The organism is Streptomyces sp. NPDC089424, from assembly GCF_044749345.1.
Taxonomy (GTDB): Bacteria; Actinomycetota; Actinomycetes; order Streptomycetales; family Streptomycetaceae; genus Streptomyces.
In genome coordinates this window covers 1001423-1013664 of record NZ_JBIVHU010000002.1, presented here as the reverse complement: position 1 = coordinate 1013664, position 12242 = coordinate 1001423, and the positions used below count along the sequence as shown (strand labels likewise).

General features: G+C 72.0%; 10 protein-coding genes. 5 read left to right on the top strand and 5 right to left on the bottom strand.

The window, feature by feature from the left end; translation table 11 throughout:
• Positions 1 to 164 precede the first annotated feature (164 nt).
• Positions 165 to 965 carry a VOC family protein gene (locus ACIP2X_RS12135; RefSeq protein ID WP_401670937.1) on the top strand — a complete coding sequence of 267 codons (801 nt, stop codon included), beginning with the start codon at positions 165 to 167 and terminating at the stop codon, positions 963 to 965.
• 36 nt (positions 966 to 1001) lie between these two features.
• A complete protein-coding gene (locus ACIP2X_RS12130; RefSeq protein ID WP_401670934.1) occupies positions 1002 to 1703 on the top strand; it encodes a ribonuclease H in 702 nt (233 codons plus the stop codon).
• 66 nt (positions 1704 to 1769) lie between these two features.
• On the opposite strand, the gene ACIP2X_RS12125 is transcribed toward ACIP2X_RS12130, so the two are convergent.
• Positions 1770 to 2189, bottom strand: coding sequence for a hypothetical protein (locus tag ACIP2X_RS12125; protein ID WP_401670932.1), 420 nt, complete (start codon positions 2187 to 2189; stop codon positions 1770 to 1772).
• Positions 2190 to 2601: 412 nt separating this feature from the next.
• Positions 2602 to 3303: a CAP domain-containing protein gene (locus ACIP2X_RS12120; protein ID WP_401670930.1), complete on the bottom strand. Its 702-nt coding sequence runs from the start codon at positions 3301 to 3303 to the stop codon at positions 2602 to 2604.
• Between the two features lie 549 nt (positions 3304 to 3852).
• Here ACIP2X_RS12120 and ACIP2X_RS12115 point away from each other — a divergent pair.
• Both ACIP2X_RS12115 and ACIP2X_RS12110 read left to right on the top strand, forming a co-directional pair.
• Entirely contained in the window at positions 3853 to 5415 is a 1563-nt protein-coding gene (locus ACIP2X_RS12115) for a M1 family metallopeptidase (RefSeq protein WP_401670927.1), read from the top strand.
• A 226-nt stretch (positions 5416 to 5641) separates the two neighbouring features.
• Entirely contained in the window at positions 5642 to 7627 is a 1986-nt protein-coding gene (locus ACIP2X_RS12110; RefSeq protein WP_401670925.1) for an N-acetylmuramoyl-L-alanine amidase, read from the top strand.
• 37 nt (positions 7628 to 7664) lie between these two features.
• Here ACIP2X_RS12110 and ACIP2X_RS12105 read toward each other — a convergent pair whose 3' ends face one another.
• On the bottom strand, positions 7665 to 8492 hold the full coding sequence (locus ACIP2X_RS12105) for a tyrosinase family protein (protein WP_401670923.1): 828 nt from the start codon (positions 8490 to 8492) through the stop codon (positions 7665 to 7667).
• A 32-nt stretch (positions 8493 to 8524) separates the two neighbouring features.
• Positions 8525 to 8941 (bottom strand): tyrosinase cofactor, encoded by a 417-nt coding sequence (locus ACIP2X_RS12100; protein ID WP_401670920.1) that lies wholly within the window; start codon positions 8939 to 8941, stop codon positions 8525 to 8527.
• A 361-nt stretch (positions 8942 to 9302) separates the two neighbouring features.
• Between ACIP2X_RS12100 and ACIP2X_RS12095 the strand changes: the two genes are divergently transcribed.
• Positions 9303 to 10511: an FAD-dependent monooxygenase gene (locus tag ACIP2X_RS12095; protein WP_401670918.1), complete on the top strand. Its 1209-nt coding sequence runs from the start codon at positions 9303 to 9305 to the stop codon at positions 10509 to 10511.
• Between the two features lie 6 nt (positions 10512 to 10517).
• Here the strand turns inward: ACIP2X_RS12095 and ACIP2X_RS12090 are convergent, their stop codons facing one another.
• Positions 10518 to 12242, bottom strand: a complete 1725-nt coding sequence (locus ACIP2X_RS12090) for a cholesterol oxidase substrate-binding domain-containing protein (protein ID WP_401670915.1) — start codon at positions 12240 to 12242, stop codon at positions 10518 to 10520.

Genomic DNA, 12242 nt, shown 5'->3' with positions numbered 1-12242 from the left:
GCGCCCCGCCTCTCCGCAACGGCCCCCGCGTCCACGGCCCCAGGCCCCGTGCACCGGGATCCCTTCCAGTCTGGGACGGAAGCCCGCGTTCGGCGCGCAGGTGGACTTCCCGATGACTAGCGTGAGGAACCGGACAACCCCATCGAACCGGAAGGGCCACAGCCATGGCCGGAAAACCCGAGGGAACCCCCATCTGGGCCGACGCGATGTTCAGCGACGTGGAGGGGGCGAAGACCTTCTACGCCGACGTCCTCGGCTGGACCTTCGGCGAGGAGTCGTCGGAGTTCGGCAACTACACGCAGGCCTACTCCAGCGGGAAGGCGGTCGCCGCCGTCGTGCCCCCGATGCCCGGCCAGGAGGGCCAGTCGCAGTGGTGCCTGTACTTCGCCTCGCCCGACGCGGCCGCGACGGCCGGGCGGATCCGGGAGAACGGCGGTCAGGTGCTGATGGATCCGATGCAGGTCGGCGACTTCGGCAGCATGTGCCTGGCCACCGACCCGAGCGGTGTCGTCTTCGGCGTGTGGCAACCGGGCACGCACGAGGGGTTCGAGGCGCCCATGGACCAGCCGGGCGCGTACTGCTGGGCGGAGGTGTTCACCCGGGAGCCCGAGAAGTCGGACACCTTCTTCTGTGCCGTCTTCCCGTACACGGCACAGCAGCTGGAGGACGACGGCGTCGACTTCCGGATCTTCAACCTGGAGGGCGGGCCCGTCCTCGGCCGGATGAGGATGACCGACGAGTTCCCGCCCGAGGTGCCGCACTACATCAACGTCTACTTCGCCGTCGCCGACTGCGACGACGCCGTCGCCCGCGCCACCAAGCTCGGCGGAGTCCTGCGGTACGGGCCGACGGACAGTCCGTTCGGCCGGTTCGCCGCCCTCAGCGATCCGCAGGGCGCGAACTTCTCGGTGATCGACACCACGACGACCGTGGGGGAGATGCCGGACCTGAGCTACCCGTCCTGAGCGACTCCCCGGTCAGGGGCCCGGCCCGCTCGTGGCATGATCGGACGCATGCGTGAACGAGTGGTGGCCGCGTGCGACGGGGCTTCCAAGGGAAACCCCGGACCGGCGGGCTGGGCCTGGGTCGTGGCCGACGAGAACGAGTCCCCCACGCGCTGGGAGGCGGGGCCCCTGGGCAGGGCCACCAACAACGTCGCCGAACTGACCGCGCTGGAGCGCCTGCTGACGGCGACGGACCCGGGCGTACCACTGGAGATCAGGATGGACTCCCAGTACGCCATGAAGGCCGTCACCACCTGGCTGCCCGGCTGGAAGCGCAACGGCTGGAAGACCTCCGCCGGCAAGCCGGTCGCCAACCAGGACCTCGTCGTGCGCATCGACGCACTCCTCGAAGGCCGTGCCGTCGAGTTCCGCCACGTCCCGGCGCACCAGGTCGACGGCGACCCGCTGAACGACTTCGCCGACCGGGCCGCGAGCCAGGCCGCGTCCGTGCAGGAGGCCGCGGGCAGCGGGCTCGGCTCACCGGAGCCGCCGGCCTCGCCGGACACCCCGCCGACCGTCGCGCGCCGCCGGCCGACGGCGGCCAAGGCGGGCCGGAAGGGCGGCGGTTCCGCCCGCACGATCAAGGCGAAGTTCCCCGGCCGCTGTGTCTGCGGGCGCCCCTACGCGGCCGGCGAACAGATCGCCAAGAACGCCCAGGGCTGGGGCCACCCGGAGTGCCGGACGGCGGACTCGGCGTGACACCGCGGTGACGCCGCGATGCGCGACTCCCCCAGGGAGCCGCGCATCGCCTGGACAGTACGACTGTCAGTGGCCGCCTCCGCCACCGCCGCCGCCGTGGCCACCGCCACCGCCGCCGCCGTGACCGCCGCCACCACCGTGACCGCCGCCGCCGTGACCGCCACCGCCACCGTGACCGCCGCCGCCGTAGCCACCGCCGTCGCCGTGACCGCCGCCGCCGTAGCCACCGCCATTGCCGTAGCCGTCGCCGTCGCCGTTGCCCCAGCCGCCGTTGCCCCAGTCGTCGTCGTTGTCGTAGCCGCGGTAGCCGCCGCCCCACCCGTCATCGTCGTCGTCCCACGAGTCGTTGCCGTAGGAGTTGCTGTACGTGTGCCCGGTCGGGACAGCGGCCGAAGCCGTGCCCGCTGCGCCGATCGCTGCGCCGCCCGCCATCAGAACGGTGGTGGCAGACGCCGCGATGAGACGCCTCGCGCGAAGTGATCGCATGGTTGTACCTTTCCTTCCATCGTCTCGCGCAGTACCCAGCACGAGATGGATGGCCGCACCCAGCAGTGAAGCGAGCGGCACGGTCATGGGCGTTGCCGCAAGAATGGAGAAGCACCTCTCGGCCGCCGGCGCCGCTGTCAGCTTCCGCACTGTGTCAGGCGGGTGGCGCTACGGTCGCGGTCCTCGTTGTGCAGGAACCTAGCCGACCGGGGTGTGCCCCGGTTTGCGGCTTTCATGAGAGACGTTAGTCCCGCGCGCGTACCGCGGCATCTTGAAACGGGCTATTTTTTGAAATCGTTCAAATTGGGTGCATAGCCGTGCAAGTACCCGTATGGGACTGCAGGGATGGGCTTGTTCCGGACACGGCGATGCCGCCCCGGGAACGGTCCCGGGGCGGCATCGGGCGGGTGCTTCAGCGGGCGGTGCCGAAGTCCTGCGTCCAGTAGTTGCCGGGCTGCGCGAGCCCGACCCCTATCTCCTTGAAGGCGCAGTTCAGAATGTTCTTCTTGTGGCCGGGGCTGGACATCCAGCCGTCCATGACCTGCTCGGGGGAGCTGTAGCCGTAGGCAACGTTCTCGCCGTACGTCCGCCAGTCGTACCCGGCCTTGGTGATGCGCTGGCCCGGGTCCGAGCCGTCCGAGCCGGTGTGCGACATCTTCCGGTGACTCGCCATGTCGGCGCTGTGGTCCTGTGCCGCGTCCGTGAGCTCGGCGTTCAGCTTCACCGCGGAGCAACCGGCCTTGCCGCGCTCGCTGTTCACCAGGGTCACGATGCGCTTCACGGCGCTGGACGCCGTGGCCGGTGCGCCGGAGTCGCCCGACGGCGTGGCGGCGGGGGCGCCACCTCCGGGTGCCGTCGTGCCCGGCGTCGTGGTGCCCTGGGGTGCGCTGTTGCCGCCCCAGGGCGAGGCGCCGCCCTGGGGGGCGGACCCTCCCTGCCAATGGGCCGCGTTCCTCCAGTGCTGCCACTGCCCGTCGGGGCGGGGGGTCTGCCCGGCCTCGGCGCTGCCGTCGTTCAGACAGGCCATGGCGGCGGACGGCACTGCCAGTGCGGTGAGGGCGACGGCGGCGACGGCTATGTGCCGATGGCGCGTCTTCCTGCGGTGCTTCCTCATGGGACCTCGCTCGGTCGTCGTCGCTGGTCGCCTCCGCGGCAGGCACGGCGTGGGCGCTGTGTCTGACCTGCGGTGACGCCTTGTCGGGCCGTCATTGTTAAAAGGGGCGTGAGGAGGGGGCAACGCGCATCACTACTACCCGGCCTCGTAGGCGCCGAAGGCCCTTGAACACGGCGCGCGGGTGTGCACACCCGGCTCAGGGCGCGGACGGCCGTCCCTGACGCGCCGTCAAGGCCATGTGTGCGCCGGGCAGGTGGTGCGAAAGGGGCGAGTCGGTCCCGTCCGAGGCTCTCGCGAGTGCCGTTTGTCTGTTTCCGGCTGGCAAGTCCGCGTATATCGCCCGGGGCTCATGTACTACCGCGCCACGTGGATACGGCACGGTCACGTGAGGGATGTCACTGTGTGCCGCTGCAACCATTTCCGAGGAGCCTTGTAGCCCGCACGGATGGAAGGCGCGCGCATATCAACAGATTTGCTGACATCTTGCTGGCATAGTGCGCCCATGACGATCACGACTACCGGTTGCCGCGACGTCCGACGGTTGCACCCGTGAAGGGGCCGTTCGCGCGCCTTCGGGTGGAGCCGGCCGGTGAACGCCGGCGCCGCGGGGCGCTCGCCCTCGCGGTCACCGGGGCCGTCGGCATCACCGCCGTCGCCGCCCTCACGGGCACCTTCCCCTTCGGCGATCAGTCACCCGCCGGCCGGCGCGACACCCCGGCGGCCGGTCCGTCCGGCGCCTCGCCGGGCCCGGCTCCCGGGGCGCCGGGCGCCGGCGATCCGCTGCTGCCGCTCGACGGCAACGGCGGCTACACGGTGCGCCGCTACACGCTCGACCTCGACTGGCGCGCCCCGCGCACCCCCTTCGCCGCCGGGACCACCATCAGTGCCACCGCCACCCAGGCCCTGTCCCGCTTCAACCTCGACTTCGCGGGCAACACGCTGCACACGGTCACCGTCGACGGCGTGGCGGCCGGAGCCGCACGCGACGGCGACGAGCTCGTCGTGACCCCGGCGAAGCCGATCCAGAAGGGAGCCGCCTTCACCGTGCGGGTCGGCTACACCGCCGACCCGACCCAGCAACGGGAGCGCGGCGACGCCATCCAGACGTACGGCTGGGTGCCCACGCCGGACGGCACCGTGGTCTGCGCGCAGCCCAACGGCGCCAAGATGATCTTCCCGGTGAACGACCACCCCAGCCTGCGGGCCCCGGTCACCTTCCGCGTCACCACCCCGCCGGGCCTCAGCGCCGTGGCCAACGGCCGGCTCGTCGAGCGCGTCCGGCGTCCGGACGGCCGGACCCGGTGGACGTACGACTCCGAGCATCCGCTCGCGGCCCAGCTGATCCAGCTGGCGATCGGGAAGTTCTCCTTCGTCGACCGCACCGGCCCGCGGGGGCTGCCCGTGCGCGACGTGGTCCCCGAGGGCCTGGTGACCGACACCGAGGAACCTCGCGCACTGACGTCCGACCATCTGACCTGGCTGGAGGAGCGCCTCGGCCCCTACCCCTTCCGTCGCTACGGCGTCCTGGTGGGCGACACCGATCTGCCGGTGGCGCTGGAGACGCAGTCGCTGTCCGTGGTGCCCAAGGCCGACCTGCTGGGCGACCGGATCGACGCCGAACGCGATCTCGTGCACGAGCTGGCCCATCAGTGGACCGGCAACAGCGTCGCCATCCGGCGCTGGTCCGACCTGTGGCTGAGCGAAGGGCACGCCCGCTTCTACGAGCGGCTCTACTCCGACGCCCACGGCGGCGTCGCCCTCGAGGACGCGATGCGTTCGGCGTACGCACAGCACGACCAGTGGCGGCACGACGACGGGGCCCCCGCCGAACCCACCGAACCGACCCTCTTCAAGGTGATGCGCTACGACGGCTCGGCACTGGTGCTCTACGCCCTGCGGGAGAAGGTCGGCGAGGAGACCTTCGACAGGATCGAGCGGGCCTGGGTGACGAAGTACCGCGGCCGGGTCGCCGGCACCCGCGACTTCGTCGCGCTCGCGTCGGAGGTGGCGGGCGAGGACCTGACGGCGTTTCTGACGTCCTGGCTGTACGGGGACCGCACCCCGCCGATGCCGGGGCACCCCGACTGGGAGGTGGACCGGGTCCAGGACTGAGCGGGGTGCGTGGGCGCCGGGCGGTACCCGTCGGTAGGGGGAGCTCGGGGCTTCCGCCGCCCGGACGGGCGGACTGCCGCTGACCGGGTGGCCTGTGACGGGCGGCTGGTCCAGCTCGGTGACCCTTGGCGCGACGTGGCGCTCCGGGCACGGAAGCGTACGAGGGGTGACGTGGAGAGCGACTCCGCTGTCGTGGTAGCGCCGAGCATCACCGGAGGCCCTTGCAATGACAGATCCCGCCACCCCCCGTGTCCCCGACGCAGTACGGCGGCGCCGCCGACGGGTCGTCTGCGTGACCGCGTCGGTGGCGCTGCAGGTTCCGCTGCTGGTCACGCTGCTGAGCCTGCCGCATTCCGACAGCGGCCCGGAGGTCGAGAACAGCGCGACGAAGGACCGCCGTCTGCAGGACGTCTTCACTGCCGCGGCGGCCGAGTACGGCGTGCCGCCCAGTGTGCTGATGGGCGTGTCCTACCAGCAGTCTCGGTGGGACTCCCACCTCGGCGCGCCCAGCGTCGCCGGCGGCTACGGCCCGATGCACCTGGTGGACCGGCCCCACGTCCAGGGCGCGCTGCCGGGAACGGGCGGCCTCGCGGGCCCGCAGTCCGGGCCGGGCAAGCAGAACGGCCGGGGCAGCCGCTCCCTGCAGCCCGCGGACCTGCAACGCGCAGCCCGCCTCGTCGGGGTGCCGGTGGAGCAGCTGCGCACCGACCCGGCCGCCAACGTGCGCGGCGGCGCGGCACTGCTGGCGGCGATGCAGCGCGAGCTCGGCAAGCCGCTCAGCGCCGACCCCTCGGACTGGTGGGAGGCGGTGGCGCGCTTCCCCGGCATGGGCGACACCGTGTCGGCGAACACCTTCGCCAGCGACGTCTTCACCGTGATCCGGCGCGGCGCGCGCCGCACCACCGACGCGGGACAGCAGATCACCCTGCCCGCGAGCCCCGGCGTGAAGGCCCCGCCGAAGGACCCGAAACGGGCGAAGGACATCGAGTGCCCGCCGGAGTTGTCCTGCTCCTGGGTCCGGGCGCCGCACGTGGAGATCGGGGACGGCGAGTACGGCAACTTCGACCCCGCCGACCGGCCCAACGACCAGAAGGTCGAGTACATCGTCATCCATGACACCGAGGGCCCGCTGCCGGCCATGCTCCAGACGGTCCAGGACCCGACCGAGGTGTCGTGGCACTACTCCGTCCGCTCCAGCGACGGCCATGTCGTCCAGCACGTGAAGACCAAGGACGCGGCACGCCACTCCGGCAGCCAGTACGTCAACGCCCGCTCGATCGGCATCGAGCACGAGGGGATCCTCGCCCAGCCGGACACCTGGTACACCGAGCAGATGTACCAGGCCTCGGCCCGCCTGGTGCGCTACCTGGCCAAGAAGTACGACGTCCCGCTCGACCGGCAGCACATCTTCGGCCACGACAACGTGCCCTCCCCGATGGGCGTGACCATCCCCGACATGCACGACGACCCGGGCCCCTACTGGGACTGGGAGCACTACTTCGACCTGCTCGGCGCCCCGCTGCGCGGCCGGGCGGGACGGGACAGCGACATGGTGGTCATGCTGCCCGACTACGACACGCACAAGCCGCTGTTCACGGGATGCAAGGCCAGCGGCGTGCCGTGCGCGCCGCACGGTTCCAGCGCGGTCCGGCTGCACACCGAGCCGCGCGACGACGCCCCGCTCATCCAGGACCCCGGCCGCCGCCCGGAGGGCGATGCCTCGACCGAGGACGTCAACGACCTGGGGTCGCGGGTCTCCACGGGCCAGGTCTTCGCCGTCGCCGGACGCAAGGGCGACTGGACGGCGATCTGGTACCAGGGCAACCAGGCCTGGTTCAAGAACCCCAGGACCCGCCCGACGGCCATCGGCACGACCGGCCGGATGGTGACCCCGAAGGCGGGGCTGAGCGAGATCCCGGTGTACGGGCGCGCCTACCCGGAGCCGGACGCCTATCCCGACGACGTGCCGGTGTCGGACGACGCGCCGCTTCCCTACAGCCTCCTCGCCGGTCAGCGCTACGTGACCCAGGACCGCGTCGCCGGTACCTATGTCGACAAGTCGGGTTCCGACAGCGCCTTCCGGGTCGTCAAGGGCGACGACGAGTACTACGAGATCCAGTTCGGTCACCGGCTGGCCTACGTCCGCGCGAGCGACGTGGACGTGGTGAACGGGTCGGCCACGGCGGGAGCGCCGTCCGGGTCACGCGAGTGACCGCTGCCCGGCGCGGCGCTCCCCGTCCGCCGGGGCCCTAGGCGTCCGTGTCGAACGTGTAGTGGGCGGTGTGGTCCAGCAGGTCCGCCGGGGTGACGTCGTTCCACGGCTTCATCGGCTCGTCGAGGTCGACCACGTTCGGCGTCCCGGCCGCCGGGAGGTAGCCGGACGCCGGGTGCCTGCGCCGCCACTCGGCCCAGAGCTTGTCCACGAAGGCGTGGTGCAGCCAGAACACCGGGTCGTTCGGGGAGACACCGGTGCCCATCTGGCCGCCGACCCAGACGTGCACCCGGTTGTGCAGATTGACCCCCCGCCAGCCCTCCAGGTGGTTGCGGAACCCGTCCGAGGCGCTGTTCCACGGCGCCATGTCGTACGTCGCCATGGCGAGGACCGAGTCCACCTCGGCCCGGGTGGGCAGCTCCCGGACCGCGCTGCCCAGCGACCGGCGCAGGAACGTCCGGCCGTCGACCCGCACGTTGATCGGCCAGTTGCCGCTCGCCTCGGAGAACGGCCCGTCCGACACACGCCCGTCCCGGGCCCGCCCGGTGCCGCCGAGGAAGTCCGGACCCCACAGCGAGGAGCGCACGGAACGGTCGGCGGTCCAGTCCCAGTAGGGCAGTGTCACCGACGCGTCCACCGACTGCAGCGCCCGTTCGAATTCGAGCAGGAATCTGCGGTGCCAGGGCAGGAAGGACGGTGAACGGTGCCCGGTGCGCTCGCCGTTGTCGGTGTCGCCGAGGATGAAGGCGTTGTGCGTCGTGACGAACTCGTCGTAGCGGCCGCTGCGCTTGAGCTCCACGAGCGCGGCGACGAAACGCCGCTTCTCGTCGGTGGACAGGCTCGCCTGGTTCTTGCGGACGGTCATGTGCGGAGACTCCAGATGTGGTGCGGGGAAGGTCAGTTGGCGGGGAACGGGACGAGCCGGGCGCCCTGGAGCTCGTCGACCGCGGCGCGCGCGGCGGCCCGCGGGGTCGCCACCGGGTCGTAGTGGCTGACCACGCTGATCCAGGTGCCGTCGGCGTTCGGCATCACATGCAGTTCCGCGCCGTCGACGAACACGGCGTAGCCGCCGTGATGTGCGTGACCGCCCCCGTCGACCGGGTGGCCCTGTATGCGGCGGCCCTTGTAGACCTCGTCGAAGGGCGCGGGGGAGTGGTGGCCGTGTTCGTGCCCGGCCGCTTGCGGCGTGCCGGGCACAGGGGTGGCGGTGGCGGCGTCGGCCGCCGCGCCGGAGGCGACGGCCGCGGTGGCGCCGGCGGTCGCGGCGAGTGCGGCCGCGGCGGTGAGCGCGCGGCGACGGCTGAGTTCCGGCATGCGGACCTCCAGGTTCGATGAGGGTGATTCGGCAGGTCGTTCGATCGACGACCCCGCATGCCTACCGGCCGGTGCGAGAGCGGGAGAAATCCCCCGGGTGTGGTTGGCCCCGATCCGGACAAGCAGCCATATCTCGTGCAAGGTTGAAGCAAGCTGATCTTGCCGACATGGCTGCCAGGACAGCCCGGAAGGGGGAATTCCTTCCCCAGGTCGCGATCTTGACGGCGATCCTTCGCCGGCCGCAGCACCCCGCGTGGCCTGGCTCACTCCCGGAAGATGACGCGTTTTCGAGAGGCGGCCCGCACCTCGACCCGCCTGCTACCCTGCGTCGCGAAATGATCGCTTTGGGTAATTCCTAGGGGTGTGCGTGAAGGTCGCCTGTGTCGGTGGCGGGCCCGCCGGCCTGTATCTCTCGATCCTGCTCAAACGGCAGGACCCGTCCCATGACATCACCGTGCACGAACGTGACCCGGAGGGTTCGACCTACGGCTGGGGAGTCACCTACTGGCGCGGACTGCTCGACACCCTCCACGCGCACGACCCCGAGTCGGCCCGTGCCCTCGACGCGCACTCCGTCCGCTGGAACGAAGGCGTCGCGCACGTACGGGACCTGACCACCCGGCACCCCGGCGACCAGGGCTTCGGCATCGGCCGGCACCGGTTCCTGGAGATCCTCGCCGACCGGGCCCGCGCCCTGGGCGTCCGCGTGGAGTACGAGCGCGAGACCACCCCGGACCATCTGCCCGACTCCGACCTGGTCGTGGCCGCCGACGGCGTCGGCAGCGCCCTGCGCACCCGGCACGCGGGCCACTTCGGCACGGAGGTGACGACGGGCCGGAACTCCTACATCTGGCTCGGCACCACCAAGGTCTTCGACTCCTTCACCTTCGCCTTCGTCGAGACCCCGCACGGCTGGATCTGGTGCTACGGCTACCCGTTCGACGACCGGCGCAGCACCTGTGTGGTGGAGTGCGCCCCCGAGACCCTCCACGGCCTCGGTCTCGACGGCGCCGACGAGGCGGACGGACTGGCACTGCTGGAGAAGCTCTTCGCCGTCGTCCTCGACGGCCACCGGCTCATCTCGCGCTCCTGCGCGCGCCGCGGCGCCCAGTGGCTGAACTTCCGCACCCTCACCAACCGCACCTGGTCCCGCGACAACCTCGTCCTCGTCGGCGACGCCGCCCACACCACGCACTACTCCATCGGCGCCGGCACCACGCTCGCCCTGGAGGACGCCATCGCGCTGGCGGCGGCGCTCCGCGAGCACGCCCATGTTCCCGACGCCCTCGCCCGCTACGAGCGCGAACGCAAGGCGGCACTGCTGTCCACGCAGAGCGCCGCGCGCTACAGCGCCCAGTGGTACGAGAACCTGCCCCGCTACATCCACCTGCCGCCGGAGCGCATGTTCGCCCTGCTGGGCCAGCGCCACTCGCCCCTGCTGCCCTACGTCCCGCCGCAGTTGTACTACCGGCTCGACCGCGCGGCCGGGCAACTGGAGGCGCTGCGCCGGCTCAAGCGCTGGCTGGGCCCGCGGCTCGCCCGCACGGCGCACGGCCGCACCCTGAAATAGTCCCGCTCAGCCCAGCAGCCGCCGCAGGAAGGCGTTGCTGAACACGTGGTGCGGGTCGAGCCGGTCCAGCACGCCGGCCGCCCGCCCCCACACGCCCTCCCCGAACGAGGCGGGCACCGCGGTGCCGATGACGTCCTCGTCCTGCCACGCGCCCGAGTCCGTGTACGCCCAGCCCTTGGACCACTCGACCCGCGCGAGCGCGTACCCGCCGCCGCTCCGGCCGTCGTAGCCGCCGAGCAGGAACCGCTCCAGCTCGCGCAGGAACGACTCCGCGTGCGGCGTGCCCGGCAGCGTGAGCACGTCCAGCCAGACCGCGCAGTCCCACTCGGGACGGTCCTCGGCCGGCCGCACCGCGGACAGCGACGGGGCAAGGGCGCCCGCCAGTTCGGCGTCGGCAGGGTCGTCGAGGCCGGTCACGCGGATCTCGACCGAGCCGTTGACCGGGAAGCGGCCCCGGGACGCGTAGGACGCGAGCAGCTCCCGGTAGAAACCGGTGAACTCGTGGATCACCCGCTGCACCTGCCCCCGTGAGGTGAGCACGGCGTAGCCGTCGGCGTGCACCCGCAGGGTGGTCGGACGCAGATACAGCAGCGTGTTCTTGGAAGGCCCCCAGATGTCCCCGGACAGCGTCGCCGCCAGCCCGAGCGCGGCCACGTCGTACTGGAGGTTCCCCAGCACCGGAGCCAGCGACCAGGCGCCCTCCGCCACGATCCGACCGACCAGATCCGCCACCGGTCGCGGAACACTGTCCGAGAACGGGTAGTTGTACGGCCCCGAGACCCGCCGTGAGGCCGGCGGCCGCGTCGGGGCCACGCTCCACACCTTCAGCCAGGGAAGCTCCGTGAAGGCGAACCAGATCGCCTCCACCCGCCCCGAGGCGTCGAGGAAGCTCTCGAAGGTCCGCCCGCCCGAACCCGGCGCGGCGAACAGCTCACCCGCCGGGATGTCGACGCGGCTGACGCACCGCAGCGGGGTGTCGGCCCCCACCCGCAGCACCACCTCCGTCACCAGTGCCCGCCCCAGATGGGTGAGCAGCGCGGCGCAGTCGGGCTCGTCGCGCCGGAAGGTGCGCAGGACGTAGGCGTCGCTGCCCTCGTCCCACACCACGGCGGTGAGCGACAGCACCAGATTGCTCAGCGAGCCGTACGTGTGCCCGGGCAGCCGCCGCTCGCCCCGGGCCGGCACGGCCGTGCCGTGTCCGTCGACGGCCAGGACGCCGCCCAGGGTGAGGTCGCCGGGCGCCGGTACGGCGGTGAGGCCGAGCCCGTGCCCCTCCAGATGGGTCAGCAGCGCCTCCGTCGTGACGCCGGTGCCGGCGCGCACGGCGGTCCGTCCGTCGAGGGCGAGGCCCGTGAAGTGCCGGGTCATGTCGACGAGCAGGACGGGAGCGTCGGGGCGCGTCCCCTCCGGGACCGTCAGCGGGGACCAGCCGTGCGAGGCGCCCCGGGCGCGGACCGTCCAGCCCGCGCGCCGGGCCCAGTTGACGACCGCGACCACCTGCCGCGGCCCGCCCGGGGCACAGGCCCACAGGCCGGTGGCGGTGATCTCGCCGGTCCAGTTCCGGTACGCGGTCCGGTACAGGCTGACGTCTTCGGGGAATCCGGGCAGCTCCCGCGCGGCGGCGGCCGGATCGGGCGCCAGCACGGCCGGTACGGCGGACAGGGCGGCGGCGGTGCGCAGGAAGCCGCGCCGGGTGGGGAAAGGGGGCTCTTCGGTCAAACCGTCGGTCAC

Bases quoted from the DNA above. Each gene is read 5' to 3' on its own strand.
- ACIP2X_RS12135 (WP_401670937.1), top strand. From the start codon at position 165: ATGGCCGGAAAACCCGAGGGAACCCCCATCTGGGCCGACGCGATGTTC.
- ACIP2X_RS12130 (WP_401670934.1), top strand. From the start codon at position 1,002: ATGATCGGACGCATGCGTGAACGAGTGGTGGCCGCGTGCGACGGGGCT.
- ACIP2X_RS12125 (WP_401670932.1), bottom strand. From the start codon at position 2,189: ATGCGATCACTTCGCGCGAGGCGTCTCATCGCGGCGTCTGCCACCACC.
- ACIP2X_RS12120 (WP_401670930.1), bottom strand. From the start codon at position 3,303: ATGAGGAAGCACCGCAGGAAGACGCGCCATCGGCACATAGCCGTCGCC.
- ACIP2X_RS12110 (WP_401670925.1), top strand. From the start codon at position 5,642: ATGACAGATCCCGCCACCCCCCGTGTCCCCGACGCAGTACGGCGGCGC.
- ACIP2X_RS12105 (WP_401670923.1), bottom strand. From the start codon at position 8,492: ATGACCGTCCGCAAGAACCAGGCGAGCCTGTCCACCGACGAGAAGCGG.
- ACIP2X_RS12100 (WP_401670920.1), bottom strand. From the start codon at position 8,941: ATGCCGGAACTCAGCCGTCGCCGCGCGCTCACCGCCGCGGCCGCACTC.